This window comes from Pseudooctadecabacter sp., from assembly GCF_965657175.1.
Taxonomy (GTDB): Bacteria; Pseudomonadota; Alphaproteobacteria; order Rhodobacterales; family Rhodobacteraceae; genus Octadecabacter.
Map to the genome: position 1 here is coordinate 443,919 of NZ_CBFHNH010000001.1, position 26,799 is coordinate 470,717.

General features: G+C 60.0%; 28 protein-coding genes and 1 pseudogene. 12 read left to right on the plus strand and 17 right to left on the minus strand.

Translation table 11 applies throughout. The features are described 5' to 3' along the window. A complete protein-coding gene (locus ACTG36_RS02160; RefSeq protein ID WP_375281129.1) occupies positions 1 to 600 on the minus strand; it encodes a TetR/AcrR family transcriptional regulator in 600 nt (199 codons plus the stop codon). 170 nt (positions 601 to 770) lie between these two features. On the opposite strand from ACTG36_RS02160, the gene ACTG36_RS02165 reads away from it, so the two are divergent. After that, complete coding sequence (locus ACTG36_RS02165; protein WP_439141317.1) at positions 771 to 2,228, plus strand: NAD-dependent succinate-semialdehyde dehydrogenase; 1,458 nt, start codon at positions 771 to 773, stop codon at positions 2,226 to 2,228. On the opposite strand, the gene ACTG36_RS02170 is transcribed toward ACTG36_RS02165, so the two are convergent. The 3 genes from ACTG36_RS02170 to ACTG36_RS02180 all read right to left on the minus strand — a co-directional run bounded on the left by ACTG36_RS02170 (position 2,225) and on the right by ACTG36_RS02180 (position 3,669). After that, positions 2,225 to 2,650: a hypothetical protein gene (locus tag ACTG36_RS02170; protein ID WP_375281127.1), complete on the minus strand. Its 426-nt coding sequence runs from the start codon at positions 2,648 to 2,650 to the stop codon at positions 2,225 to 2,227. The genes ACTG36_RS02165 and ACTG36_RS02170 overlap by 4 nt on opposite strands. Positions 2,651 to 2,711: 61 nt before the next feature. Next, complete coding sequence (locus ACTG36_RS02175) at positions 2,712 to 3,416, minus strand: winged helix-turn-helix domain-containing protein (RefSeq protein WP_375281126.1); 705 nt, start codon at positions 3,414 to 3,416, stop codon at positions 2,712 to 2,714. After that, the gene (locus ACTG36_RS02180) at positions 3,388 to 3,669 is read right to left on the minus strand and encodes a hypothetical protein (RefSeq protein ID WP_375281125.1); all 282 of its coding nucleotides are present in this window, start codon (positions 3,667 to 3,669) and stop codon (positions 3,388 to 3,390) included. The genes ACTG36_RS02175 and ACTG36_RS02180 overlap by 29 nt, the downstream gene beginning before the upstream one ends. Before the next feature lie 165 nt (positions 3,670 to 3,834). On the opposite strand from ACTG36_RS02180, the gene ACTG36_RS02185 reads away from it, so the two are divergent. The 5 genes from ACTG36_RS02185 (at position 3,835) to galE (ending at position 7,623) form a co-directional block, all read left to right on the plus strand. Next, on the plus strand, positions 3,835 to 4,254 hold the full coding sequence (locus tag ACTG36_RS02185; RefSeq protein WP_375281124.1) for a hypothetical protein: 420 nt from the start codon (positions 3,835 to 3,837) through the stop codon (positions 4,252 to 4,254). A 183-nt stretch (positions 4,255 to 4,437) separates the two neighbouring features. Then, complete coding sequence (locus tag ACTG36_RS02190) at positions 4,438 to 4,593, plus strand: hypothetical protein (RefSeq protein ID WP_375281123.1); 156 nt, start codon at positions 4,438 to 4,440, stop codon at positions 4,591 to 4,593. Positions 4,594 to 4,634: 41 nt separating this feature from the next. After that, on the plus strand, positions 4,635 to 5,243 hold the full coding sequence (locus ACTG36_RS02195) for a ribonuclease HII (protein ID WP_375281122.1): 609 nt from the start codon (positions 4,635 to 4,637) through the stop codon (positions 5,241 to 5,243). Positions 5,244 to 5,354: 111 nt separating this feature from the next. After that, positions 5,355 to 6,464 (plus strand): site-specific DNA-methyltransferase, encoded by a 1,110-nt coding sequence (locus ACTG36_RS02200; protein WP_375281121.1) that lies wholly within the window; start codon positions 5,355 to 5,357, stop codon positions 6,462 to 6,464. A gap of 154 nt (positions 6,465 to 6,618) precedes the next feature. Further along, positions 6,619 to 7,623 carry a UDP-glucose 4-epimerase GalE gene (gene galE / locus ACTG36_RS02205; RefSeq protein WP_375281120.1) on the plus strand — a complete coding sequence of 335 codons (1,005 nt, stop codon included), beginning with the start codon at positions 6,619 to 6,621 and terminating at the stop codon, positions 7,621 to 7,623. Here galE and ACTG36_RS02210 read toward each other — a convergent pair whose 3' ends face one another. Further along, positions 7,624 to 8,772, minus strand: a complete 1,149-nt coding sequence (locus ACTG36_RS02210; RefSeq protein ID WP_375281119.1) for an alkane 1-monooxygenase — start codon at positions 8,770 to 8,772, stop codon at positions 7,624 to 7,626. It abuts the gene before it with no gap. A 50-nt stretch (positions 8,773 to 8,822) separates the two neighbouring features. After that, complete coding sequence (gene mutY / locus ACTG36_RS02215) at positions 8,823 to 9,881, minus strand: A/G-specific adenine glycosylase (protein ID WP_375281118.1); 1,059 nt, start codon at positions 9,879 to 9,881, stop codon at positions 8,823 to 8,825. 67 nt (positions 9,882 to 9,948) lie between these two features. On the opposite strand from mutY, the gene ACTG36_RS02220 reads away from it, so the two are divergent. Further along, positions 9,949 to 10,464: a DUF721 domain-containing protein gene (locus ACTG36_RS02220; RefSeq protein WP_375281117.1), complete on the plus strand. Its 516-nt coding sequence runs from the start codon at positions 9,949 to 9,951 to the stop codon at positions 10,462 to 10,464. Positions 10,465 to 10,607: 143 nt separating this feature from the next. Next, positions 10,608 to 11,126 (plus strand): annotated as a pseudogene (locus ACTG36_RS02225) (DsbA family protein). 39 nt (positions 11,127 to 11,165) lie between these two features. Here the strand turns inward: ACTG36_RS02225 and lpxK are convergent. The 7 genes from lpxK to ACTG36_RS02260 form a co-directional block, all read right to left on the minus strand. After that, positions 11,166 to 12,140 carry a tetraacyldisaccharide 4'-kinase gene (gene lpxK, locus ACTG36_RS02230; protein ID WP_375281116.1) on the minus strand — a complete coding sequence of 325 codons (975 nt, stop codon included), beginning with the start codon at positions 12,138 to 12,140 and terminating at the stop codon, positions 11,166 to 11,168. Then, the gene (locus ACTG36_RS02235; RefSeq protein WP_375281115.1) at positions 12,137 to 13,261 is read right to left on the minus strand and encodes a 3-deoxy-D-manno-octulosonic acid transferase; all 1,125 of its coding nucleotides are present in this window, start codon (positions 13,259 to 13,261) and stop codon (positions 12,137 to 12,139) included. The genes lpxK and ACTG36_RS02235 overlap by 4 nt, the downstream gene beginning before the upstream one ends. A 15-nt stretch (positions 13,262 to 13,276) precedes the next feature. After that, entirely contained in the window at positions 13,277 to 13,519 is a 243-nt protein-coding gene (locus ACTG36_RS02240; protein WP_375281114.1) for a DUF4170 domain-containing protein, read from the minus strand. Positions 13,520 to 13,585: 66 nt separating this feature from the next. Then, entirely contained in the window at positions 13,586 to 14,350 is a 765-nt protein-coding gene (locus tag ACTG36_RS02245; protein ID WP_375281113.1) for a 3'(2'),5'-bisphosphate nucleotidase CysQ, read from the minus strand. Continuing rightward, on the minus strand, positions 14,343 to 15,689 hold the full coding sequence (locus ACTG36_RS02250) for a TldD/PmbA family protein (RefSeq protein ID WP_375281112.1): 1,347 nt from the start codon (positions 15,687 to 15,689) through the stop codon (positions 14,343 to 14,345). Before ACTG36_RS02250 ends, ACTG36_RS02245 begins: the two co-directional genes overlap by 8 nt. Before the next feature lie 75 nt (positions 15,690 to 15,764). Continuing rightward, a complete protein-coding gene (locus ACTG36_RS02255; RefSeq protein ID WP_439141321.1) occupies positions 15,765 to 17,264 on the minus strand; it encodes a DUF2125 domain-containing protein in 1,500 nt (499 codons plus the stop codon). A 68-nt stretch (positions 17,265 to 17,332) separates the two neighbouring features. Continuing rightward, positions 17,333 to 18,853: a DUF2125 domain-containing protein gene (locus tag ACTG36_RS02260; protein ID WP_375281111.1), complete on the minus strand. Its 1,521-nt coding sequence runs from the start codon at positions 18,851 to 18,853 to the stop codon at positions 17,333 to 17,335. Positions 18,854 to 18,980: 127 nt separating this feature from the next. Between ACTG36_RS02260 and ACTG36_RS02265 the strand changes: the two genes are divergently transcribed. The 4 genes from ACTG36_RS02265 to ACTG36_RS02280 are packed head-to-tail and all read left to right on the plus strand — an operon-like array spanning position 18,981 to position 22,872. Next, on the plus strand, positions 18,981 to 19,730 hold the full coding sequence (locus ACTG36_RS02265) for an SDR family oxidoreductase (RefSeq protein ID WP_375281110.1): 750 nt from the start codon (positions 18,981 to 18,983) through the stop codon (positions 19,728 to 19,730). Continuing rightward, positions 19,727 to 20,335, plus strand: a complete 609-nt coding sequence (locus tag ACTG36_RS02270) for an enoyl-CoA hydratase/isomerase family protein (protein ID WP_375281109.1) — start codon at positions 19,727 to 19,729, stop codon at positions 20,333 to 20,335. The genes ACTG36_RS02265 and ACTG36_RS02270 overlap by 4 nt, the downstream gene beginning before the upstream one ends. 42 nt (positions 20,336 to 20,377) lie before the next feature. Next, complete coding sequence (locus ACTG36_RS02275; protein ID WP_375281108.1) at positions 20,378 to 21,688, plus strand: mechanosensitive ion channel family protein; 1,311 nt, start codon at positions 20,378 to 20,380, stop codon at positions 21,686 to 21,688. Next, complete coding sequence (locus ACTG36_RS02280) at positions 21,685 to 22,872, plus strand: TIGR03862 family flavoprotein (protein ID WP_375281107.1); 1,188 nt, start codon at positions 21,685 to 21,687, stop codon at positions 22,870 to 22,872. The genes ACTG36_RS02275 and ACTG36_RS02280 overlap by 4 nt, the downstream gene beginning before the upstream one ends. Here ACTG36_RS02280 and ACTG36_RS02285 read toward each other — a convergent pair. The 4 genes from ACTG36_RS02285 to ACTG36_RS02300 all read right to left on the minus strand — a co-directional run bounded on the left by ACTG36_RS02285 (position 22,860) and on the right by ACTG36_RS02300 (position 26,760). Next, entirely contained in the window at positions 22,860 to 23,864 is a 1,005-nt protein-coding gene (locus tag ACTG36_RS02285; protein ID WP_375281106.1) for an NAD-dependent epimerase/dehydratase family protein, read from the minus strand. The two genes, ACTG36_RS02280 and ACTG36_RS02285, sit on opposite strands and share 13 nt — an antisense overlap. Further along, complete coding sequence (locus tag ACTG36_RS02290; protein WP_375281105.1) at positions 23,864 to 25,198, minus strand: UDP-glucose dehydrogenase family protein; 1,335 nt, start codon at positions 25,196 to 25,198, stop codon at positions 23,864 to 23,866. Before ACTG36_RS02290 ends, ACTG36_RS02285 begins: the two co-directional genes overlap by 1 nt. Before the next feature lie 99 nt (positions 25,199 to 25,297). After that, complete coding sequence (locus ACTG36_RS02295; protein WP_375281104.1) at positions 25,298 to 25,903, minus strand: sugar transferase; 606 nt, start codon at positions 25,901 to 25,903, stop codon at positions 25,298 to 25,300. Continuing rightward, positions 25,900 to 26,760, minus strand: coding sequence for an NAD-dependent epimerase/dehydratase family protein (locus ACTG36_RS02300; RefSeq protein ID WP_439141325.1), 861 nt, complete (start codon positions 26,758 to 26,760; stop codon positions 25,900 to 25,902). The genes ACTG36_RS02295 and ACTG36_RS02300 overlap by 4 nt, the downstream gene beginning before the upstream one ends. Positions 26,761 to 26,799 lie beyond the last annotated feature (39 nt).

Genomic DNA, 26,799 nt, shown 5'->3' on the forward strand with positions numbered 1-26,799 from the left:
TTACCTTTCTAAGGGGGCGGTGTAGGTCGCGCCGACGCTTTGCAGCGCGGCTTGGACGTAGCATTCGGTGATATCCGCAGGGCTTTGCGGGCCGGTCTGGCGATACCAGACGGTGATGCCGCCCAGCATGGACAGGATGGCGCGGGCCTGAATGGCGGGGTCAGCGATGGCAAAGGCACCGCTGGCCTGCCCATCGCGCAAGACGCCGCGCAAGGCGGCCTCATAGGCGTCGCGTTGGGCCATAATCTGTTTTGATCCCGCGCCCTCAAGGCTGCGCAATTCCATATAGGCGATGAAAATGTCGTCGGGGTTGTCGATGTTGTGGGCGATATGGCCGCGCACAAAGGCCTCAAGCCGGTCAGCAGGGTCCGACAGGTCGGTCAAGGGCGCAATCGCTGCGGCCTCCGCCCGTTCAAGGTTCTCTTGCATCAGATCGACCAAAATCGCCTGTTTCGATCCGAAATGGTTGTAAATGCCGCCCGGTTGTTTGCCGATGGCCTCCGCGATGTCGCGCATGGCGACCGCGTTGTAGCCGCGCGCGGCAAAGAGCTTGCGCGCGGCGTTTCGGATGAACTGTTTGGTTTGGTGTTCTTTGGCCATGCTGCTAAAATGAATGTACGTTCATTTATTCTATAGGCGGCGATTTTCGCTCTGTCCAGCCTGTCCGCGTGACTGACCGATCCCAATGTGCGGCTACTTCTGGCTTGACCGCACCCCGCGCGGCGTGAAACCTGCGCGTCAGCATTGACCAGAAAGCAAAGGCCGCCCCCATGACCCTGTCGTTGAAAAACCCCGCCCTGCTGCGCGAAGCCGCCCTTGTCGGGCACCGCTGGATTGAGGCGAATGGAACAGGCATCGCCGTCACGAACCCCGCGACCGGCGATCTGATCGGCCACATCCCCGACCTTGGCGCAGCCGAGACGCAAGAGGCCATCGATGCCGCCGCAGTCGCCCAAAAGGAATGGGCCAAGACAACCGCGAAAGAGCGCAGCAACGTGTTGCGCCGCTGGTTCGACCTGATGATGGCCAACCAAGAGGACCTCGCCCAGATTCTGACCGCCGAACAGGGCAAACCCCTGGCCGAGGCGCGGGGCGAAGTGGGCTATGGCGCGTCTTTTCTTGAGTGGTTCTCGGAAGAGGCCCGTCGTGCCTATGGCGACGTGACCCCGACGAACACGCCCGACAAACGGATCATCACCATCAAACAGCCCGTGGGCGTGACCGCTGCAATCACGCCGTGGAACTTCCCCAACGCGATGATCACCCGCAAAGCGGGCCCCGCGTTTGTGGCAGGCTGCGCCATGGTTCTGAAACCGTCCGAACTGACGCCGTTTTCTGCCACCGCCATGGCTGTTCTGGCGCAAGAGGCGGGGCTGCCGTCCGGCCTGTTCTCAGTCATCACTGGCGACGCTGCGACCATCGGGGGTGTCATGACATCCAGCCCGACAGTGCGCAAAATCACCTTTACCGGGTCCACCCGTGTGGGCGCGATGCTCTACGAACAATCGGCAAAGACGATCAAGAAGCTAGGTCTGGAATTGGGCGGCAACGCACCGTTCATTGTGTTCGACGACGCCGATCTGGATGCCGCCGTTGAGGGCGCGATCCTGTCGAAATACCGCAACAACGGCCAGACCTGCGTTTGCGCAAACCGCATCTACGTGCAGGCGGGCGTCTACGATGCCTTTGCCGAAAAGCTGGCCGAAAAGGTCGCGGGCATGAAGGTCGGCAATGGCGCGGAGGAGGGCGTGGTTTTCGGTCCCCTGATCAACGAAGCAGCCCTTGAAAAGGTCACCAATCACATCGCAGATGCGACCGCCAAGGGCGCGGACATCAAACTGGGTGGCAAACCGCATGAGAAGGGCGGGACGTTCTTCCAACCCACGATCCTTACCGGTGTGACCTCAGACATGGCGGTCGCGACTGAAGAAACCTTTGGCCCCGTCGCCCCCCTGTTCAAGTTCACCGAAGAACAAGAGGCCGTAGATGCGGCCAATGCCACGGAATTCGGCCTTGCGTCGTATTTCTACAGCCGTGACATCGGGCGCGCGTGGCGTGTGTCTGAGGCGTTGGATTACGGGATGGTGGGCGTGAACACCGGCCATGTGTCCACCGCAGAGGCCCCGTTTGGAGGCGTGAAATCCTCCGGCCTTGGTCGCGAAGGCGGCTATCAGGGTTTGGATGAATTCATGGAATCGAAATACATCTGCATGGGCAGCATCGACTAGCCAGCGTCGGGCGATGCGTCATGGGTGTCGTCCTCGTGGTCTTCGGGATCATCGTCCAACGCATCGCGCACGAAACCTTCGACCATGTCTTTGACCTTGGCAACGGCCACACGTGCACCAGGCACGGCGCGGCTTTGATAGATGGGCTGTACCGCGGCTGCCGTTCCCGCGACAGGGGCGCCCACGATGCCCCGTTCCACCAAACCGGTCATGACAGCCTGCGCCTGTGCTGGACCAACGCCTAACCATGACTGGATCAACGCGGGGGATGCTTTGGCGTGGGTGCGTGCAAACAAGGCCGCCCAGTTCAGCTGGATGGCTTGAACTGGGGCAGCGGCCACTGGGACGGCCACAGCAGGCAACGGCAGCACTGGGATGATCGCTGTCGCCCCGGCAGAGCGAAGAAAGTCTCGTCTCTTCATGTTAGTGATGTGGGTGCTCCACCCAGCGGTTTAACGGGGAACCGGTAATGCGGATTCCCCATCATACCATTCGGATGACATCTTTATCGATCGCCAGCATATACCCTCGCCGTGCGATGTTACGCACCAGCAGTTCCGAAATCATCTGGTTGCCTAAAGTATCGCGCAGCCGTTTGATCCGCGTGGCACCGGCGGCTTCTTCGCAGTCAGACGACGGACGGCCGGAAATCACGCCCTCAATTTCAGCCCCGGACAAAACCTCATCATCCATACGGGCCTCGGCCAGAACGGATAGGGTTTCAATGGCCGCATCGGTCAGCTTGAATTCGAAGTTATTAAGATAAACCATATTCTGGTCGCGGCTGATCAGCAGGGAATTTACCTCAATCCCTTTGCGTTCAATCTGGCCCATCCGCCGGTTCATCGCGATCAGCATAACGAGGAACGCCACCGCCGCGATCAGAAGGGCCGTCGCAAAGACCAGCAGCACGAAAATCACAAAACGGTAGCTGTCCAAGGTGGCACTGAAGGCGGTGCCGGACTGGGCCAGAATTTCAAGCAGTTTGATTTCCGCTTGGCCGGTCAGCGATGCGTTTTCCACAAACAACTGTTCCACCCGCGCATTGAACGCGTTGGCATCGGGCAGGTTCAAAAACAGCAACACTGCCGCCGTCCCTAGGATTAGGACGATGGCCGCGATCCCGCCGATGACAATCCGATTGCCGGTCTGGCGCGCCTCAATAGCGGAGGTAGTTTTCTCCTGCACTCTCTTCCCTCTCTTCCAATCCGGCCTCGTCAAAGACGCCCTCGACGCTCAGCAGTTGCCAATCGTCTTGGGCCAGCCGTGGGGTCAGCTCCTGCGTAGCAGCGTTCACCGTGCAGTCGCCTGTAATTTCCGCCACACCGTAGTGCAGCCGAAGGGGATCGTCACGCTTGGCTTTGTAGTCGGCGAAACAGGCCGCTTGGGCCGTTCCCGAAAGGGCCATCAGCGTGGCTGTCAGAATAAGAGTACGTGTCATGCCTGAACCATGACCTTTGGTGGATTGTTATTCAATATCTGCCGACCGGCTTTTGTGCGCCATCCCATAACCGCGCGCCGTTATTGAGAGGCAAACCGCCCAACAGCCATCGTTGATCCAGTCCCGTCGACGCCCACTGTCGGCACAACCGAAAGGATCGACCCAATGTCTACCAAAACTCTGACGGCAGGCGTTCTTGCCATTTCATTGTCCCTCACCAGCATGGCGCCCAGCCCCGCGCAGGCCTCGTTCTCCGAGGAAGATGCCGTTGTGGGGATCATCACGCTGCTGCTGCTGGGGGCTGCCATTCACAACAGTCGCGACTCTGATACGCGCCCCGAACGTCCGCGTGTGGATCCCAATGCGCATCTGAGGCTGCCTGACAACTGCCTGCGTCGGGTCATCCGCCGCAACGGCGATCCGATCCGGTTTTTCCCGCAGCGCTGCATGAACAACAACTACAACTACGTGTCGCGTCTGCCAGATCGCTGCCACGTCCAGTTCCGCACTCAAAATGGTCAACGTCGGGCGGGCTGGCGTGCGCGGTGTCTGCGCAACGAAGGGTTCCGCTTCAACCGGCACTAAGGCCGGCGCGGATCACGGGCGGCCTGCCCACTGGGTCGCCCGATTTGAGGCAGGGGGGAGGACATGGCCCCCTGCCTCTTTTGTTTGTTCCATGCAAATTGTGCAAATCGGGGATGCGGCTGTGCGGCTAACTGGGTCAGGAGTACTGACTATATTAGCATCATAACCAGAGTGAGAGAGAAGATGATCCAAGACCGCTTGACCGCCAAATTCCAATCCGCCAAGCCCGCGCAGCGCCGTGAGACAAAGCCACAGCCTGCCAAGACCAAAGCCGCGAAAACACCCGCTGCAGACAACTATACCAAGGGGCGTCGCTTGTCGGGGTCCTTCTGGCTCTGATCTGGTTGCTTTGGGGCGGCGGGTCTGATTGACCCGTTCCCATGAAAAGCACACCTGATTTTTCCTTTGAAAATGACCTGCGCGCCACGGGCGCCCTACGCATCGCTGGCGTGGATGAGGTCGGGCGCGGCCCGCTTGCAGGGCCCGTTACAGCCGCTGCCGTTATTCTGGACCCCGCCAACATCCCCGATGGTCTGAACGACAGCAAAGCACTGACCGCGAAACGCCGCGCTGTGCTGGAACCCCTGATCTTTGCCACCGCTGAGGTTTCCATCGCCCATGCGACGGTGGAGGAAATCGACGAAATCAACATCCTGCGCGCGTCCCACCTTGCAATGGAACGTGCGGTCGCCGGATTGGGCCAAGTGGACCATGCGCTGATTGACGGAAATATGATCCCACGGGCGCTGACCTGCCCCGCGACAACCGTGGTCAAAGGCGACGCGCGGTCTTTGTCCATCGCGGCGGCCTCAATTGTGGCCAAAATATGTCGCGACCGGATCATGGTTGAATTGGCGCAACAGTATCCCGGCTATGGTTGGGAAACGAACGCGGGATATGGATCGAAAAGCCACATGTCTGCGATCCAAAATCTTGGGATTACCCCACACCATAGACGGTCGTTCAAACCGATCCACAATATGTTGTGACAAGAAAAATCGTAACCTCTTGATTCAATAAAGTTTTTGACTGCGAATCAGCAATGACTCACATTGGTCCCAACAAACGAGCGGATAACCGCCGTGGGACAGAGGCAGACGATGACAAAGAAAATGAACGCGGAAAGTGCGCCTGCACTGCCGCTGAATACGATCATTGATGGTGACTGCATTGACGTCATGAACAGCCTGCCCGAGGGCAGTGTTGACCTGATCTTTGCGGACCCCCCCTATAACTTGCAGCTGCGTGGTGATTTGCACCGTCCGGACAATTCCAAGGTCGACGCGGTCGACAACGATTGGGACCAGTTCGAAAGCTTCCGCATCTATGATGAGTTCACGACCGCTTGGCTCAAGGCTGCGCGTCGCATCCTGAAACCCGATGGCGCGATTTGGGTCATCGGCAGCTATCACAACGTGTTTCGCATGGGGGCTGAGCTTCAGAACCAAGGCTTCTGGATCCTCAACGATGTGGTCTGGCGCAAATCGAACCCGATGCCAAACTTCCGCGGCAAGCGGCTGACCAACGCCCATGAGACCCTGATCTGGGCGTCCAAATCCGAGAAGTCGAAATACACCTTTAACTATGAAGCGCTAAAGGCGCTGAACGAAGGCACACAGATGCGCAGCGACTGGGTGCTCCCGATTTGTACAGGACATGAGCGTTTGAAAAACGAAGCCGGCGAGAAAGCCCACCCGACACAAAAACCCGAAAGCCTGCTGCACCGTGCGCTGCTGGGCACCACCAACCCCGGTGACGTCGTGCTTGACCCGTTCTTTGGCACCGGCACCACAGGGGCTGTCGCCAAGATGCTGGGCCGCGACTACATCGGGATCGAACGTGAGGCTGAATACCGCGCTGTTGCTGAAAAGCGTCTGGCCAAAATCCGCAAGTTTGACAGCGACGCATTGCAAGTCACGCAATCCAAGCGCGCCGAACCGCGTGTGCCGTTCGGTCAGGTCGTCGAACGTGGCATGTTGCGCCCGGGTGAGGAGTTGTGGTCCATCAATGGCCGCCACAAGGCCAAAGTCCGCGCTGACGGCACCTTGATTGGTGCTGATTCCAAAGGATCGATCCATCAGGTCGGCGCGGCGTGTGAAAACGCGCCCAGCTGCAATGGCTGGACCTACTGGCACTTCCGCCGTGAGGGCAAGAAAGTCCCGATTGATCTGTTGCGTCAGCAAATCCGGTCCGAAATGCGGGCCAACTAAGCCGACACACCCCAGAATTTACGATTACCGCCTGTGCCTGCGGCCTCCAGCCGTGGCACCACTTTTGCCCCTTGTCGGTTCCCAAGACCTGACAAGGGGTTTTTTCTGTTCTGAAACCTCGCCATAAGGGCGGCATTGATGAACGGGGCATGTAATGGCGAAAATTCTTTTGACGGGTGGGGCAGGTTATATTGGGTCCCACACCTATTTGGCACTGATCGACGCAGGGTTTGAGGTCGTAATTTTCGACAATTTCTCGAACGCGAAGCCGGATGTGCCCGCGCGTTTGCAGGATATTGCTGGCGATCGGGTCCATGTGGTCGAGGGCGATGTTCTGAACCGTACCGATTTGGACGCGGCGTTTGCGGCGCACCAGATCGACGGCGTGGTGCATTTTGCGGCGAAAAAGGCCGTCGGCGAGAGCGTGGAAAAACCTCTCGACTATATGCACACCAACGTGGGCGGCTTGCTCAACGTGTTGGCCGCGATGGAGGCCGGGGGCTGTCGGCGGATCGTCTTTTCCTCCTCAGCTACAGTCTACGGCGACACCGATGTGCAGCCGATCCCCGAAGATCATCCCCGCACCTACACCTCCCCCTATGCGTTCACGAAAATCGCAGGCGAACAGATTTTGGAACAGCTGACGGATGACTGGGCCGTTGGTATTTTACGGTATTTCAACCCCGTGGGCGCGCACCGATCTGCCATGATCGGTGAGGATCCTGAGGATATCCCGAACAATCTGGTGCCCTATATCGCGAAGGTTGCCACGGGCGATCTGGCAAAACTCAGCGTGTTTGGCGACGACTATGATACGCCTGATGGCACTGGCGTACGCGATTATATCCATGTGGAGGATCTGGCAAACGGCCATGTGCTGTCGCTCAAACGGCTGATCGACACAGGTGAAAGCCACACGGTCAATCTGGGCACAGGTGAGGGATCATCCGTTCTGGACGTGGTGAGGGCCTATGGTGCGGCCTGTGGTGACGACATTGCCTATGCGATTGCACCGCGTCGCGATGGGGATGTGGCTGTTCTGACGGCGCGGCCTGACAAGGCCAAGGCGGAGCTGGGGTTTGAAGCCACGCGCACGCTGGCCGACATGTGCCGGTCCAGCTGGGCTTGGGTCAGCGGACAGCGCCGCAACGATAAGTGATCAGCGCGGCATTGGATTGGCTGCCGTTTTGTAGGGCGCCCAATCGGTGATCTCAGGATAATACTGTTTGCGCCACGCACGCACTTTGGGGTTCATGATCCGACGCCAGATCGGTGGGATCATCGCGGCCATGGTCATGATCGGATAGCCGTAAGGCAGCTGCGGGGCCTCAGTGTCATCGTAGGTTTGCAGCAGCGGGAACCGCCGGTCGGGTTTGTAGTGGTGATCGGAATGGCGCTGCAGGTTGATGAGCAGCCAGTTGGACGCCATTTGCGACGCGTTCCACGAATGGCGCGGCTTGACGTGTTCATATTTGCCGTCGCCCAGATGTTTGCGCGTCAGGCCGTAGTGTTCGACATAGTTGACCAGTTCCAACTGCCAAATGGCAATGAACGCCTGCCAAACAAAAAGCGCAAGACCTAGCCACCCGCCGATGAGCACCGCAAGCGTCAGCATCCCAAGCTGCAACGCCGCATAGCGCCAGAAGGGGTTGGACAGATCGTGCCACGGCAGTTTTTTGCGGGCCAGCATCGCGGCCTCGGCCTTAAAGGCAGACACAGGCTGTTGGGTCAGCACACGGGGGAAATAGCGGTGAAACCCTTCGTTATAGCGCGCGGTCACAGGGTCGCGTGGCGTGGCCACATAGCGGTGATGCACCAGCAGGTGTTCGCTGCGGAAATGGGAATAGAGAACCATCGCCAGCAGAATGTCCGCCATCCAACGTTCCAACTTTGGCTTTTGATGGCACAGCTCATGGGAATAGGTAATGCCGATGGTTCCGGAAATGACGCCGATCCCAAAGAACAGTCCGACCATTTCAAGGCCGGACAAATGGCCTGAGGCCGCCACGTACCACAGGATGCCAAACACTGTTACAAATTGCAGAGGCGCCCAGATGATGGTGATGGCGCGATACCAGAACAGATCATCGTCCGACGTTTCAAGGTCGGCGTTTGCCTCATAGGTGCCGGCCAGTGCGTCAATGGCGGAGAACAGGTACCACGTGGCCACCGGTAACAGCAGCACCGTCCAGCCCCCAAACACGGCCCCGATCCACGCAAGTGGGATCAATACCGCGGACAGCCAGAATGGCGCGGCGCGGCTGATGCGGGCCATGTTGGATTGGGACACGATCGGAAAGGAGGTCATGGGCTTTGGGTCCTTCAAGTTACCGCATCATAAGCAGTTGCCTCGGTATATCAAACCTGCCGTAGCGTCGCAGCGGCAAGGGTGTAGGCCTTTTGCATCACGGTGGGCAGGGCTGTGGCGTTGAATTCAGCCCCATCCACAAAATGCCCCCGATCGGGCGTGGCACTTTGCGCAAGCCATGCGGTCTGAACGGTTAAGATCAGATGAAAATGGGTGAAGGTATGACGTGCCGGTTCGTTCAGCGTCTCCCACACCGCGTCACAGGGTGCTGCGGGTGCCGGATCATCGCCCCACTCTGTCGTCGGCCAGCCCAACATTCCGCCCAAAAGCCCTTTGTCGGGGCGGGTTTCCAGCAGCCACGCACCATCGGCACGACGCGCGATATAGGCTATGCCATGCCGCGTGGGTTTGGGTTTTTTCGGGGTCTTCTTGGGCAGGGTCGCCTGCGATCCCGCCGATTGCGCGTTACAGTCAGGCCGCACAGGGCAAATGCCGCAGGCCGGGGTTTTGGGGGTGCAGATGGTGGCGCCCAGATCCATGACCGCCTGCGCGTAGTCGCCAGGGCGGTCTTGTGACGTGTGCCTCTCTGCGTAGTTCATAAACACGGGCTTTGCGGCGGGCAGGGGCGTGTGGTCATCATAAAGTCGTGCCATCACCCGTTCCACGTTGCCATCCAGCACCGTCGACGGTTCATCAAAGGCAATCGCTGAAATGGCGGCAGCCGTGTAGGGGCCAATGCCGGGCAGAGCGATCAGCGCATCGTAGGTCTGTGGAAAGACACCGCCGTGATCTGCCACAATCACGCGCGCGCATTTCAACAAGTTCCGCGCGCGGGCGTAATATCCAAGACCCGCCCAAGCGGCCATCACATCGGCGTCCTTCGCCGCGGCCAAGTCCGCAACTGTCGGCCAGATGGAGGTGAATTTGCGGTGATAGTCGCGCACTGCGGCGACGGTGGTTTGCTGCAGCATCACTTCGGACAGCCAGACCGCATAGGGATCGGGGCGAACGCCCGCTTTGCGCTGGGCAGGCATCACGCGCCACGGCATTTCGCGGGCGTGGATGTCATACCAGTCCAATAACGCGGAAGTGACTGCGGTTTTCCCCAAGTTATTGCCCTTTCGGTGGTGGTGGGTCTGGCGTTGTTCCCAGATGGGTTTAGAGTAGCGCGCAACAATGAAACAGTCCCGATCCTATAACGCCAAGCGCGGATTCTCCCGTGCGTCGACCTTGATGCAGAAAAGCATCCGGGGCGCGACTGAAACCCGTGGCTTCGCCCAGACCCGTGTTTTGACCCATTGGGTCGAAATCGTCGGGAAGGCCACGGCCAAGATCGCCCATCCCGTTGATGTCAGCTACGCCAAGGGCGGGTTCGGGGCCACGTTGACGGTGCTGACGTCGGGTGCGCAGGCCCCGATGCTGGAAATGCAAAAAGAACAGATCCGCGAAAAGGTGAACGCCTGCTATGGCTACAACGCCATTGCGCGCATCCGCATCACCCAGACCGCGCGCACCGGCTTTGCCGAGGGGCAAATGGCCTTCGACCACGCCCCCAAAGCCAAGACCGGCCCCGCGCCTGAGGCGCGGGCTGCGGCGCAACATGTTGCCGCGCCTGTCGAAAACGAAGCATTGCGGCTTGCGCTTGAGGCGCTAGGGGCCAATGTCATATCCAAGCGTCCTTCCGACACCTGAAAGACGTTCCGATTAATAATTTCCTCCTCGCGTCTGTTGCTGTAGTGGCCATTGCCGGTGACGCCTATTTCAAGAACCAGCCATCGTCGGCTGTGGCGCAGGCCACAAGCGATGCGGAACGTCCGCTGTTTAATGTGGTCGACATGCTGCAAGGCAATCCCGATGCGCCGGTTCAGGTGATCGAATATGCGTCCTACACTTGCCCGTATTGTGCGTCGTTTCACGCCAACCAGTATCAGCAGTTGAAAGAGAACTACATCGACACCGACCAGATCGGTTTCACCTAACGTGAGGTCTATTTCGATCAGCCGGGATTGTGGGCCTCCATGGTGGCGCGTTGCGGCGGTGAGATGCGGTTCTTTGGGATCACCAACGTGCTTTATGAAACACAGCAGGAATGGGCCCGTCAGGAAGATGGCGCTGCCATCGCGGCCTCCCTGCGGCAGATCGGCAAAATCGCGGGCATCACGGATGAAGAACTGGATGCCTGCATGGCGGACGGTGACACCGCGCAGGAGCTGATGGCGTGGTATCGGTCCAATGCTGAGTTGGACAATGTCACCAGCACACCGACCTTCATCATCAATGGTGAAAAATATTCCAACATGAACTATGCGGATTTTGCAGCTGAGTTGGACGAAAAGCTGGCCGAGGCCAACTAGTCAGTCCCCATCATCGGGCGAACGAAATAGATCGCGGCGCTAGGTTAGTGCCGCGATTTTTTTGTCCAAGGCGGACCAGTCTTGCACGGACAGTCGCACAGGGATCGTAATGACCTTGGGACGGAAGGTGTCAGGCAGGCGAATGGCGTCTTTTTCGGTCGTGACCAACTGTAGACCACGGGCCTTGGCCTCCGCCTCCAGCCGCAGCATCAGGCTGTCGGTTAGGGGCTGGTGATCGTCCAATGCTTCACCCCGCACCACGTCGGCACCCATGGACTTCAGAGTGGCAAAGAACTTTTCCGGATGGCCTATGCCTGCGAAGGCCAGCACCGGCACGCCCTGCATCGGCATCCCCGTGGGCAACGGGTCAAGCTGGCCGTCGACGCGGATGCAGGTGGCAGGTATCACGGGTTGAAAGGCACGGCGGGCATGGTCCGGGCCGATGACCAGCAGCGCATCCGCTCGGGCAAGACCCGTGGCTGCGGGTTCGCGCAAAGGACCGGCGGGCAGGGTGCGCCCATTGCCAAACCCTTTAACCGCATCGACGACCACGATGCTCAGGTCTTTGTCGACCGACGGGTTCTGGAACCCATCGTCGAGAAGGATGATGGTGGCACCCGCGGCCTCAGCCTGTTGCACCCCCTGCGCGCGATCCTTGGACACCCATGTGGGCGCAAAGGCCGCCAGCAGCAGCGGTTCATCCCCCACATCAGCAGCAGTATGACTTTGGGGGTCAACCTGCGCCGGGCCGACCTCGCTGCCGCCATAGCCGCGGCTGACGATATGGACTTGGTGGCCCTGATCGGTCAGCCGCATGGCCAGCGCCATGGCGGTTGGCGTTTTACCGGTTCCGCCTGCGTTGATATTGCCAATGCAGATCACGGGGATAGCCGCCTTGTACTCAGGCGTTTTTGCCACGCGAATGGCCGTCGCCTTGGCATACAACGCCCCCAGCGGGGCCAGCAAAGCCGCACGCAGGCTGCGGGTTTTGTACCAGAACAGGGGCGGTTTCATGGGGCCGACCTTTCGCCGTCTGCATGCGCCAGGGCCGTTTCGATGATGTCATTGGTGATCTCAGCGGTGCGGGTGATTTCCTCCCACCCGGCAAGTGCCATGCGGGCCGTTTGTTCGGGTGACAGCAACGTGCCCACCGCAATCCCCAATTCCGAGGCAGAGCGGATCTCTCGGCTGGCCTCAACACTCGCCAATCGGTCAAAGCGGGTCTGATGGGGCGCCTTGCGTGTGCCATGGACCACCGCTGACCCCAGAATGATCGGATCATAGGGGGAGGTCACGTCCCCACCGCTAAGAGTGCCGCCGACGAACGTCAGGGGGGCCGTGCGATACCAAAGGCCCAATTCATCCGGCAAATCCGCGACATAGGCCTGCATTTCGGCGGTCGGGTCATCGCCCTCGGACCGGATGCCGGTTTTCAGGCCAGTCTCCCGCAGGATGGCGGCCACTTTTGCACCGCTTTCGATATCGGCAGGGGTGATCAACAGCATCATGCGGTGGCTTTTGCGGCTGGCGGCCAGATGGGCGGCGGCCATATGCGTCACCTCGGCTGCGTCAATGTTGGCCGCAAACCAGACCGGACGCGCACCTAGCGCTTCGACCATAACGGTCAGTTCATTGGCGTCGTGGGGCAGCGGTGTCGCGTCCTCTAAAATCGGGCCGGTTGCGCGAACCTTGTCCGCTGAAACCCCGCCCCGCCGCAGCCGCGTGGCGGTGGCGCCATCGGCGGTCAGGATTGTGTCAAAGGCCTGAACGGCCGCTTTGGCCGCGCCGGGAATCCAACGGGATGCGCCCGCAATCACGCCCGCCACACGGGCATTCATAAATGTCGCGGGGACGTCGGATGCAGCGACGGCGCGCAGCAACGCAGGGCGCAAATCACCGCCGTTCCAAAGCAACGTGCTGGGCTTACGATGATCCAGAAAGGTGCGCGCACGGGTGGGGCTGTCGGCGGGCGGCATGTCTTTGATCACCGACGGCGGCACGTCATCCAGCTGTTCAAGGAGCGCGGGGTGGGCTGTCACAAGGACGTCCATACCATCGCTGCGGTCTACCAACCGGCGCACCAAGGACCGTGTTGACGCGACGCAGTCCGCCTCCCCGCAGTGGACCCAGATCACAGGCCCGACCCAGCTTTAATCGAGTTCTTCGGTGGGGGACGCGGGCTGTTCCTCATCCCGCAGTCGGTGAATATGGGCGATGAAATACCGCATATGGGCATTGTCCACGGTGCGCTGTGCTTCGGCTTTCCAGGCGTTAAAGGCTGCTTCGTAGTTCGGGAACATGCCGACAATGTGGATATCATCGACGTTCTTGAAGGCGTTTTTGGTCGGATCGACAAGTTCGCCACCGAAGACGAGGTGAAGACGTTGGGACATGGAGAAACCTTTGCTCAGTTGAGTTGGGGGCAGACTAGGGCGTGCCGGTGGCCGCGTAAAGCTGACCTATTTTAAGGCCGTCATGATCTGGGGGTGAATGCCGCCTGCGGCGACCATCCCGTTGATCTGTGGGTGTTGGTTGTTGAAACGCGGGGCTTGGCCGTCTTTGGTGGTGGCGTGGCCGCTTGCCTCTGTCACGATCAGGCTGCCCGCGGCGACGTCCCATTCCCATGTGGGGCGAAACGTCAACATGCCGTCAAAGCGTCCTTCGGCCACCAGCGCCAAACGAAACGCCAGCGACGACCGAAAGGTGCGTTTGAACTGCGGCACGCCTGCGGTCCAGTGGGCGGGGTCCACGGTCGGCTTTGTGGTCAGCAAGGTGGCCGTGTTGATGGGCTTGTCGTCCAGCACGGTGATCGGTGCGCCATTCAGAGTCGCGCCTTGACCTTCCGCTGCCGCATAAAGCGCGTTCCGCATGGGCAGGTATACCACACCTGCGATGATACGGCCTTCTTCGGCGATCGCCAACGAATGCGCCCAGTCTTTACTGCCTTCGATGAAGGCCCGTGTGCCGTCGATAGGATCGATGATAAATTGGCGGTCGGTGGCTTGGCGCGCGGCGCCGTCCTCGGTCTCCTCGGACAGCCAGCCGTAGTCGGGGCGGGCGGCTTGCAAATCCGCCTCAAGCTGGCGGTTCACGTGCAAATCGGCCTCGGTCACGGGGCCTTGGCCGTCGGACTTTTCCCACACCTCGGGGGCTGCATTGAAATAGCCACGTGCAATGTCGCCCGACTGGCGGGCGGCCGCAATCAGAAGGTCGAGGTCATTCACCGGCCAGTGTCATCCCGTCAACCATCAGGCTGGGCACCACGCGGCTTAGATGTGTGCGCGCGTCATTGGCGGGCACAATCCGGCCCAGCATGTCCAGCAGATTGCCCGCGACGGTACATTCATTGACCGGATAGGCGATTTCGCCGTTTTCCACCCAAAAGCCAGACGCCCCACGCGAATAATCGCCTGTATTGGGATTGATCGTCGATCCAATCATCGAGGTGATCAAAAGACCCGTGCCCATATCCTGCAACAAATCCGCCCGCGACTGGCGGCCCTGTGTCAGTGCCACGTGGGTGACAGACGGCGATGGCGGGCCTGAGGTCCCACGTGACGCACTGGCCGTGCTGGTCAGGTCCAGCTTGCGCGCGGTCGCAAGATCCAGCGTCCAGCCGGTCAGAATGCCGCGTTCGATGATCATCCGTTCCGATGTTGGCAGGCCCTCACCATCAAACAGGCGCGATCCTGCGGTACGGGGGCGGTGTGGATTTTCGATCAGGTCGATGCCATCGGGCAGGATGCGTTCGCCCACTTTGCCCAGCAGCCACGATGACCCACGGGCGACAGATGCACCATTGGACGCGGACAGCAGATGCCCGATCAGCGAAGACGCGATGCGTTCATCAAACACCACGGGATAGGTGCCTGTTTTGGGCCGCCGCGCGCCGTGGCGTTCCACTGTGCGTTCACCTGCAACGCGCCCGATGTCAGCAGCAGTACGGCGGTCGGACAAATGGATGCGGCTGTCATAGTCGTAATCGCGTTCCATGCCCGTGCCGGTCCCTGCGATGGCAACAGAACTCAACGTGTGCCCGGTGCTTTCGTAGCCGCCGGAAAATCCGTTTGTGGCGGCCAGATGCACCTGACGGCGACCATAGGCGGCGGTGGTGGATTGGGCTTGCGTGACACCTTCGACGGCCAGCGCTGCGGCCTCGGCCTCACGCGCTTGGCCTTCGAGCCATGCGGGGTCGGGCTCTTCGCCCATGTCCACCAGATCAAGACGGCTGGCATCAAGGTCGGTGGCCAGTTGCGCGGGGTCGGCCAGCCCTGCATGGGGGTCTTCGGGCGCGGCACCAGCCATGACGACGGCCCGCTGGGCCATTTCCTCAATCGTGCGGTCTGACGTGTCCGAGGCAGAGACATTGGCAGACCGATTGCCAACAAAGACGCGCAACCCGATGTCGGTGCCTTCGGCGCGTTGGGCTTCTTCCAGCACAGAATTGCGCACGTCGATGGATACAGACGTGCCTGCAACAGCAACAGCATCAGCGGCATCGGCGCCTGCGGCTTTGGCGGCATCAATAAGACGGTGGGTAAGATCGGCAAGCGATTGGGTCATGGAACTTCCTTTGCTTGCCCGCTGAGGTAGTCCGTGTTGCGGCGGCCCGCAAGGGTGGGCCGCCGCAAAGATCGGTTACTGAAGGCGCTGACCGTTGGCCAGCACGTGGCCTTGGTCGTTCACTTCGATGACGGATTCGAGCATGTCATCCCCCACTGGCGTGGCGAACATGCCCATCATCATGCGTGGCATCATCAGGTCCTCGGCTGGGACAAAGCCCATTTCAACCAGCGTATCCATCAGCGCATTGGCCCCGTTGAGGTTGATCGTCACAGCGCCTTCGGGACGTGGCATGCCGGGGATTGTCTGGAAATCGGTCCAGTCAAAGGTCATGGCACCTGCTGCCGTGGCCTCAGCCCCGACAGCGGCGATGCGCAGGTTTTCGATGGTCACTTCGTCAACCTGCACCGGGGGTGGGCCTGCCATCTGGGACAATGTGGCAAAGTCCAGCAGGTCCACGCCGTTGGTGCCCAGGCCCGTCAGATCGAACGTGATGTCCGCCGGGTCGCGGGGCAGCTGACCTGCGGGATCAAACAGGTTCCAGATCGTATCCGCCATCGTGATGCCGGTGAGTGATGTTGCCGCACGGAAATCCTGCGCCTCATCAGAGGCGTTGAGGGGGAAATCGTAGTTGGCCGAAATCCCAGCCATGGCGAATTCGAGGTCGCCGGGGAAGATCAGCGGATCGTTCATCAAGAAAGTGAAGTCCGAGGCATCGGCGTCTAACGTCATACCCTCTTCACCCAAGGTCACCGCAAAGGTTTGCGCGCCGGTGCTGTTTTCCTGCCGGTTCAACGCCTCACCATTCAGGTTCGTGACCGTGCTTGAGGTCGTGCCTTTGCCGACGCTGTTGATCATGACGCTGAGGCCATCACGTATGGCTTTGCTGAGGTTCAGGATATTGGACCCACCCACAGGCAGACTTGCGTTGATGGATGTCTGTGTGGGCTGCGTGTTCTGGATCGTGGTCGATGACACGTTATCAGCGGTAAAATTGAATTCCGCGACGCTGTCGCCGGTCATGGATTGGGTGACATAGCTGATCAGGTTGCCTTCGGTGATGCGACTGTCGTTCGAAAACTCGGTCATAGTCAGAAAGCCGGTCATGTCGAAGTTGGATGCACCGCTGCCATCCACGGACACGTTCTGGATTTCGACACGCAGGTTGCTGCCGTCGGTGTCATAGGCAATGTCGCCCGGTTGCCCTGTGGCGATGGCAGTGTAGCCGTCGTGGGTCAGGACCAGATCGGCGGTAAAGGACCCTTCGCCTTTGGCACCACCTGACATGGTGATCGCCATGGGCGATGGGTAGCTGATCGTGACACTGCCGTCGCCATTGTCTGTCATGGAAATCGCATCGGCCGTGATCTGAAAGGACGCTTCCCCTTCAGGCAGGATAAAGTTCAATTCTGGTGTGACAGACCCGCCGGACAGATCACCGGCCAAGGTGCCGCCTGCGGCATCGATCAGCGCCTGCTGGTTCGCCCAGACATCGGCGGCGGTTACGTCGGCCAACGCCGGGGTTGCCAAAGCAGCGCTGAGCGCGATGAGGCTGGTGGTCAGTGTACGGTGCATAATCGTCTCCTTAAAATGAAAGTGGCCCGCGCGGGGCAGGCCACCGTCTAATACCTGTTGGACGCAGTTTAGCGCAGGCGCTGACCATTGGCGAGGACATGGCCTTCGGCATTTACGCCAATGGTCGAGGTGAGCATATCATCGCCGACAGGTGTGGCGAACATTCCCAACATCATGCGTGGCATCATCGCCTGATCCTGGGGGATCAGACCCATCTGAATCAGATTGTCGATAAGGGCATTCACACCATTGATCGCAAGGTTCACTTCACCTTGCGGACGGGGGAAGCCGTCAAAAGTGGTCAGGTCGGTGTTGTCGAACGTGAAGGCCCCGTCGCCCGTGATCTCAGCGCCCACACCGCGCACGGTCAGTTCTGTGATCTCAACACCGTTCAACTCCCCCGGAATATCGTTGCCGATCATGGCCTCTTGCTGGGCGGGATCAAGGAAATCAAAGAAGGGGGTGAATTGCAGGTCCAAACCCAGCGCGATGGTAACTGGGTCGCGGGACAAGATTTGAGCCGGATCAAAGAGGTTCCAAATCCCATCGCTCACAGACAGTTCGGTGAAATCAAACGCCAGCCGTGCGTCCTGTGGGCCGCCTTCACCGGTGCTTAGCGGCATGCCGAAGTCGAAGCCGTATTTGGCCATGGTCACATCGATTGGAAAGGGGAGCTCCTGCGGGACGCTGATGCTCAGATCGATGCCCTGCGCACCGCCGCTGTAAGACACGCGATCAAAGTCGAAACCGAAGTCCATGCCGCCGCTTTCTACCACGGCCGTGCCGGCGAATTCTTCGCCGTCGCCTTTGATGTCGAAGACATAGCGCACGTCGCCAAAGGTGTATCCGCCGTCCATGGCAAGACCATCAGCGAAGGGTGGCACATCAGCGTCCATGTCCATATCGGCGGGGATCGCGATGGCTGCGTTCATCGATAGATCGGCCAGATCAGCCGCCGCTTTGACAGAGTTGCCGCCGCCCGGTTCGGTGATGTTCACATCGATATCCAGCGCGCCCAGATCGAAGCTGTAGTCGACTTCATTCAGGTCGCCTTCGGTCACGGAATAGGTCCCTGCCATGTCGCGCATAATCAATGCGGATTGGCCCAGTTCGACGTCCTTCGCACCCTCACCCTCAAGGCTGTCTGCGGTGAACGAATACAGATCGGCGGTGATATCATACTGCAGTGCGCCCGGATCACCGGACACGAGGATGACCATATTCGATTGGGCCACTGTCATATTCAGGGTCGTCGCATCCCCGATCTGCGGGGTGAACTCCATCGTCAGCGGATAGCTGTCGGCCATGGTGATATTGACGGTGCCATCGCCGTTTTCAGTCAGGGCGATATCGCCCACATCCGCCATAACCGTGACCTCATCATCGGACATTTCAATCGTCACGTCCGAAATGGTCAGCGTATCGCCTGACATCGTTTCGTCACCGGTGCTGAACCCTTGGCCGTAGGTTTCCATTTGGGTGGTCCAGCTGTCCCAGACCTGTTGGGCCGTCACATCCGCAGAGGCGGTCGTGCCGAACAGGATCGCTGCAAAAAGAGGGGTGCACTTAAGGGCGGACAAACGACGCATAGCAATTCCTTTGCTGAAAGTTTCGTAGCAGAGCTTTTCAACTCAGCCGCGAAGGGTCAAGGTCAGGAAAACGTGACACCGTCGGGGTGATCGGTTGGATTTATGCATTTTTTCAGGAGGCTGCGCGATGGATATGACAGGAAAAGTGGTTTTGATCACAGGGGCCAGCCGCGGCATTGGTGCGGCCGCGGCACGCGAATTTGTGGCCGCAGGGGGCAAAGTCGCGTTGGTTGCGCGGTCCGCAGGCGCGATTGAGGCACTGGCGGATGACTTGGGGGATGCCGCCATTGCGGTGCCTTGCGACGTTTCCGACTACGGGTCCGTGGTGGACGCCATCGGCAAGACCGAAACCGCGTTTGGGCCATTGGAGGTATTGATCGGCAATGCCGGATTGCTGGACCCGATCAGCCATCTGGCCGATGCCGACCCTGACGCATGGGGCACCACCATCGACGTGAACCTTAAAGGTGTGTTCAACGGCATGCGCGCGGCCATGCCAGGGATGATTGACCGTGGCGCAGGCACGATCATCACCGTGTCCTCAGGTGCCGCCCACGGCCCGGTAGAGGGTTGGTCCTCCTACTGTGCGTCAAAGGCGGGGGCCTATATGCTGACCCGCTGCGCCGACAAGGAATCCCGCGACAAGGGCCTGCGCATCCTTGGCCTGTCCCCCGGCACTGTGGCGACAGATATGCAGCGCAACATCAAGGCGTCGGGCATCAATCCGGTCAGTCAGCTTGAGTGGTCCGATCATATCCCGCCCGAATGGCCCGCCAAGGCGTTGATGTGGATGTGCACATCCGACGCTAACAGCTATCTGGGCGACGACATTTCCTTACGCGACGAAGACATCCGCCGCGCCGTTGGTCTGATATGATTGAGGCGATCACGACGCCGGACCGCCTGACGTTGCGGATCAATCGCCCTGACAAGGCCAATGCCCTGACCGAAGCGATGTTGAACGAACTGGCTGACCACGTCGAAGGTGCGGCCTGCAAAGTGCTGGTGATCACAGGTGCAGGGTCCGTCTTTAGCGCCGGCGCCGATCTGGACGACGTCCGCCTTGGGACGCTGGCCACATCACCCGCATGGGAACGATTGTCGTCGGCCATCGCCGGGTTTGAGGGGGTGAGCGTTGCGGCGTTGAACGGGTCGTGTGCAGGGGGGGCCATGGGCATGATCCTGGCCTGTGATCTGCGGATCGCCGTGCCGTCGGCCAAGGTATTCTATCCGGTGATCAAGATCGGCGTTCTGCCCCAACCGTCCGATCCCGCACGGCTGAAGGCACTCGTGGGTCCTGCGCTGGCCAAACGCATCCTTTTGACCGGCGCGAAAATCACCGCACTTGAAGGTCAGGCAGCCGGATTGATCGATATCATCGCAGAAGGTGCGTTGGAGGACACGGTCGACACAATGATCGCACCGACTTTGGCCGCGCCTTTGGATCAGATCAAAGGCATCAAAGCGTTGCTTGACGGCTAAGCCTCGTTTAACTGGCGGTAACGCGCTGGAGGGAACGGCTGCATGGAAAATATGCTGAATACTGTGATGGGCTACGGGACGACGGCCTTCGACGTGGCGTTGGCGTGGATCATTGACCCCGCAAACTGGGTCCAGTTTGCGTTGCTGGTCGGGTCTTATTTGGCAGCCGTTGTCATCACCCGGAAACTGAACCCCAAATTGACCCAACTGCTGACGCCTGCGGAGGGGACCGAAACGATCTTGGCGAAAGTGCGCCGGTTTGTGCTGTTGTTCCTACCCCTGCTGTTGCCGCTGCTGGCCTTCGGTCTGACGGCCATTGGCGAGCAGGTCACGCGGTCGATCTTCGGATCGGGTGAGGTCATCGCCTTCGGTAAACGGGTCTTCCTGTTCTTGGCCGTGCGCGCCTTTGTGCGCGATATGCTGACCGATCCGATGCTCAAGGCGTTGGGCAAAATGGTGTTGGTGCCATTGGCCGCGATCTATGCGTTGGGTTTTCTTGATCCGCTGATGGTCTGGATGGAAACGACGATTATCCCGCTGGGGAATATGTCGTTTTCCCTGTTGGGTTTGCTGCGGTTCTTGGTGGTGGCGTCGGTCATGTTCTGGTTGGGCCGTTGGTCCAATGATCAATCCTCAGCGATTATTGAAAAGCAGGAAATGCGCCCTGCCACGCGGCAGTTGGCGGCCAAAGCGGCTGAAATTGCGATTTTTGGTGTGGCCTTCCTTGTGGCGATGAACATCGCCGGTATTCCGCTGACATCCCTTGCGGTGCTGACCGGTGCCTTGGGTGTTGGTATCGGTTTTGGCTTGCAGAAAATTGCGTCCAATTTCTTGTCCGGTGTGATCTTGCTGCTGGAAGGTCAGGCGACCGTGGGCGATTACGTCGAACTTGACGGGGGCGAGGCCGGCACGATCGTGCGCATGACCGCTCGCGCCGCGATCCTTGAAACCTATGACGGCAAATGGATCGTTGTCCCGAACGAGGATTTCATCGTCACACGGGTGGTTAACTATTCCGACAGCGGGTCCGCCAACCGGTATGATGTGTCATTTTCGGTCAGCTACGACACCGACATCAACCGCATTCCTGATATTGTGGGGCCTGCAGTGGCGGCGTTGGATTTCGTGCTGGATCAGCCCGAAGAACCTGATGTGGAACTGGATGGGTTTGGCGACAGCGGCATCGACTTTGTCGTGGAATTCTGGGTGAACGGGATCGATGACGGCAAGAACAAATACCGCAGCCATGTGCGCTTTGCGATCTGGAACGCGTTGAAAGACGCAGGCATCGAAATTCCATTCCCGCAACGTGTCGTACACTTCAAGGGCGCGGCCCCCGCGCTGCCCGAGTGATCGACGCCCTGATCATTGGGGGTGGCCCTGCGGGATTAATGGCCGCCGAAGTGATCGCGGCTGGAGGGCACAGCGTCGTTGTGGCCGACCGGATGCCCACCGTTGGGCGCAAGTTTTTAATGGCGGGAAAGTCCGGTCTGAACCTGACAAAAGACGAACCTGCCGATGCGTTTCGGGCCTGGTATGGCGCCGCCCGTTTTGCGCTGGCCCCGGCGTTGACGGATTTCGGGCCGGAGGCCGTGCAGGGTTGGGCCAAAGCCCTGGGGCAAGAGGTGTTCACCGGATCAACGGGTCGCGTGTTTCCCAAGGTGATGAAGGCGTCCCCCCTGTTGCGTGCGTGGATGGGGCGGTTGGCGGACCAAGACGTTGAGGTCCGGACCCGCTGGCGCTGGACCGGCTGGGATGGACCCTCGGCCGTCTTTGACACCCCCGATGGCGAAAAGCGGATCGTGGCGCGCGTCACTGTTCTGGCGCTGGGCGGGGCCAGTTGGGCGCGGCTTGGATCGGATGGCGTTTGGGCCGGTGTTATGCCGCAGGTGATGACGCCGTTTCAGCCGGCCAACGTCGGGTTTGAGGTGCCTTGGTCGCCGCATATGACCGCGCATTTCGGCGCTGCCGTCAAAGGCTGTCACCTGACGGCTGGTGGGGTTCAAAGCCGTGGGGAATTCGTGATCTCAAAACGCGGGATCGAAGGCGGCGGCATCTACGCGGTGTCCGCCGCCATGCGCGACGGGTCGCCCTTGGTGGTGGACCTGCTGCCGCACATGACTGTTGACGACATACGCACGCGGCTGGCCTCCGGCAAATCCAAGCAATCCTTGGCCAATGCTATGCGCAAAACGTTGAAGCTCGATGGCGTAAAACGCGCTCTGTTCAATGAATTCGGGCGCGGGGCACAGGATATTGCCGCGACGCTCAAGGCGCTGCCCTTTCCGCCTTTGGCCCCACGGCCTATGGATGAGGCGATCTCAACCGCCGGTGGCGTCCGCTTTGATGCACTGACCGACGACTTAGAGTTGCGCGACAGGGCCGGTGTGTTCTGCGCCGGTGAGATGCTGGACTGGGAGGCGCCGACGGGCGGCTATTTGATCACCGGTTGTCTGGCCACGGGGCGGCACGCAGGGCAGGCCGCGCTCAGGCGGCTGCAGACGTTGCCCGCGCCTCGGGCGCATCAAACCTCGTAATAGTCGCGGTACCAGTCGACAAAAGCCCGCACACCGGTTTGCACGTCGGTCCGCGGCGTGTAGCCCGTGAGGGATTTGAGGAGAGATCCGTCGGCCCATGTGGCAGGGACATCGCCGGGCTGCATGTCCATGAAGTTCTTTTGCGCGGTCTGGCCCAAGGCCGCCTCAATCGCTTCGATAAACGCCATCAACTGCACGGGTTCGCCGTTGCCGATGTTGACAATGCGGTGGGGGGCGACGGGCGACAGGCTGTCGCCATCGGGCACCTCATCCAGCCGTTCAGGCACCGCGTCCAGCAACAGGTGTATCCCGCGCACGAGGTCTTCGACATAGGTGAAGTCGCGGGACATGTCGCCATGGTTGTAGACGTCAATGGCGTCCCCGTTCAGCACCGCCTTGGTGAATTTGAACAGCGCCATGTCAGGCCGTCCCCACGGGCCGTAGACCGTGAAGAAGCGGAACATGGTGGTGGGAATGTCGTATAGATGGGCATAGCTGTGGGCCATGACCTCATTCGCCTTTTTGGTGGCGGCATAAAACGACATCTGCGTGTCGGCCTTGTCCGTCTCGGTGTAGGGCATCTGCGTATTCGCGCCATAGGCAGAGGAGGTCGAGGCGAGCAGCAGGTGCTTCACCGGTGTGGCGCGCACCGCTTCAAGCAGGTTGAACGTGCCGATGATGTTGGCATCCACGTAGGATCGTGGGGCGTCGATGGAATAGCGCACGCCCGCTTGTCCCGCGAGGTGGACAACGTAATCGGGGCGTTCCTCCGCCACCAGATCATGCAGCACCCCGTCCGCCTCCAGCCGGTCATTGACAGCTCGAAAGCCCGCCGATTGCAGCAGATTGGCCTGACGCCGTTCTTTCAGACGGACATCGTAATAATCCGTCATGGCGTCGAAGCCCACCACTTCGAACCCTTTGGCCAGAAGCAGTTTGGACAGGTGATAGCCGATAAATCCGGCAGAGCCGGTGATAAGTGCCTTTGGCATTATGCACCCTCGTCCGTGGTTTCCAGCGGCGTACGCCCAATAGAGATATAGGCCTTAAACCCTGCGCGTTTGGCGTCTTTGGTCGAATAGATATTGCGCAAATCCGCCATGCGGGCGGTCGACATGTGTTTGGCCATCCGTTTCAGATCGAGGCCGCGGAATTCGTTCCATTCGGTCAGGATCACCACCAGATCGGCGTTGCGTGCCGCCTTATAGGGGTCATCCATCCATTTCACGCCGGGCAGCAGCGCCTCTCCCTCATGCATGCCCTGCGGATCGACAGTGCGAACCTTTGCGCCGCCGCCGACCATGGCGGGGACGATTGTCAGGGCGGGGGCGTCGCGCATGTCGTCGGTGTTGGGTTTGAAGGTCACGCCGAGGACCGCGATCGTCTTGCCGTTGAAGGTGCCGTCGCACAGGTCCAGCAGCTTGTCGATCATCCGGCGTTTGACCTCTTCATTCACCTTGATGACGGTCTCGGTGATCTGCATGGGCACGGCATGTTCCTGACCGATCCGGGCCAAGGCCTTGGTATCTTTGGGGAAACACGACCCGCCATAGCCGGGGCCCGCATGCAGGAACTTGTTGCCGATCCGCCCGTCAAGGCCCATGCCCTTGCTCACCTGTTTGATGTCGGCACCGGTTTTTTCACACAAGGCGGCGATTTCGTTGATGAAGGTGATCTTGGTCGCCAGAAACGCGTTGGCGGCGTATTTGATCATCTCGGCGCTTTCCAGATCGGTCGTCACGATGGGGAAATCACGCAAGAAAAGCGGCTTGTAGATGCCGGCCATCACGTCTGCGGCGCGGTCGGTCTGCACGCCGACAACCACGCGGTCGGGGCGCATGAAGTCGTCAATCGCGGCCCCTTCGCGCAGGAATTCGGGGTTGGAGGCCACGTCAAATTCCAGATCTGGGTTCGCCTTGCGCACGACCTGTTTGACGGCGCGGTTGGTGCCCACGGGCACGGTCGATTTGGTGACGATGACGGTGTAATGGGTGGCGGCTTTGGCGATTTCTTCGGCCACGGCCATGACGAACGTAAGGTCGGCGTGCCCGTCGCCCCGACGGGTGGGGGTGCCCACGGCGATGAACACGGCCTCGGCCCCGTCGATGGCAGAGGCCAGATCCATGGTAAACGTCAGCCGGCCGGCCTCGACGTTCTTGGCCATCAGATCCTCAAGACCGGGTTCAAAAATCGGGACCTGCCCGGCCTCCAACATCTCGATCTTGGAAGGATCCTTGTCGACGCAGACAACCTCGTGTCCGAAATCGGAAAAACATACTCCTGACACAAGACCAACATAGCCTGTGCCGATGACTGCGATTTTCATGGGCGCGCCTCGTTTATTTTGGCTGTGTCATAGCGCGGGATAGGTCCGGCGGACCAGTGAAAACGTGCGGCGGCCATAAGTCAGGGCCGCCTTGTGGTTTCATCGCCCCAACACACGGGCGATGGTCCGCCACAGGATCACAATGTCAAAACACACGGATGCGTGGCGCTGGTATATCAGGTCGAGCGCCGCTTTGCGGGGGATGCAGCGCCGCGTATAGATGGTTTCGGTTTCCTCCGGCGTGGTCGCGCGGGAAATAAGCCGTTCTTCGTGCCGATGATAATGCAATGTCGCAAGACCCGTGATGCCCGGACGGGACCGCAGGACGCAGGTGTAAAGATCAGGGAAAGCGTCGGTGTATTGGCGCAAGGGCGGGCGGGGTCCAACGATGCTCATATCGCCGCGCAACACGTTGATGGCTTGTGGCAATTCGTCCAGCCGGAACCGCCGCAGGATGCGCCCAATGGGGGTGATCCTGTCCGATTTATCGCCGCCGGTGACGCCCGCATTTTGTGAGGCTTCAACGTTGGACATTGTGCGGAACTTGATGAGGTCGAACGGCTGCTTAGGGGTCTTCATCCGCTCGGCCACATAGAAGACAGGGCCACCATCATGTCGCCGGATCAAGACAGCGACGATAATCAGGACCGGCGCGGAAAGGACGAGGATCAAGACCGCGCAGGTGATGTCAAAAACACGCTTCATGGGGCGAGGTCCTGTTTGACCTGAAGGGCCATCTTTGCGGCGTAGTCTGGCCCTGACGGGAGGTGGATCAGCCTTTCCAGGGCCTGTGTCGACAGGATGACCTGTTTTGGCACGCCGTTCGGCACCGGTGTGTCCTGCCACCTGAGGTCGGGCAGAAAATGTGTTTGATAGGCCGTCATTACGGCCTCCAGATCAACAGGGGTCGGGGCTGCGACATTCAATATGCGGGACGAGGCAGGCGGTGTCTGGGCAACGGCCGTCACGACGTCAAACAGATCGCGGGGCCCGATGTAGGACCGCACCGGCGCGGCGCCATCGGGGAAGCGGTGCAAATCCATGGGTTCGCCTGTGGTGCAGCGTTGACGGGCAATCGCGGTCAGCGCGTCTGATCCCGCAACATTGCCAATGCGCAGGATCGTAAGCGCAGGGCTGTCGGGTCTTTGTGCATAATCGGCGGCCACGGCCTCCATCTCCGCCTTGCTGTGACCGTATGGGATAAGTGGTGACAGTGTGGCGGTTTCGGCAACCGGACCATCGGCGGCATTCCCATACACGGCCGCTGATGAGGCGAGGACCACGTGGGCTACGCCGTGGGCGGTCGCGTGATGAAGAATTTGGCGGGTCAGTTCAATATTGGCGTGGCGCAGGGCCTTTTCGTCGGGACTGGCACGTCCGATCATATTGATCACCGTGCCGCCAGCTGGGAAAACCTCTGCCCTTGGGGCGCAATCGGGCGACCAAAGCAAATCCACACCTTCGCGGCGCCCCTGTCCAAGCCACCCCAGACCAGCGCGGCGCGCATGACGGTGCAAAACACCGCCGAGCTTGCCTTGTGCGCCGAGGATTACTGTTTGCATGGGTCTTGGGGTCCTTGGCCTGCTTGCGCTGCGATTATG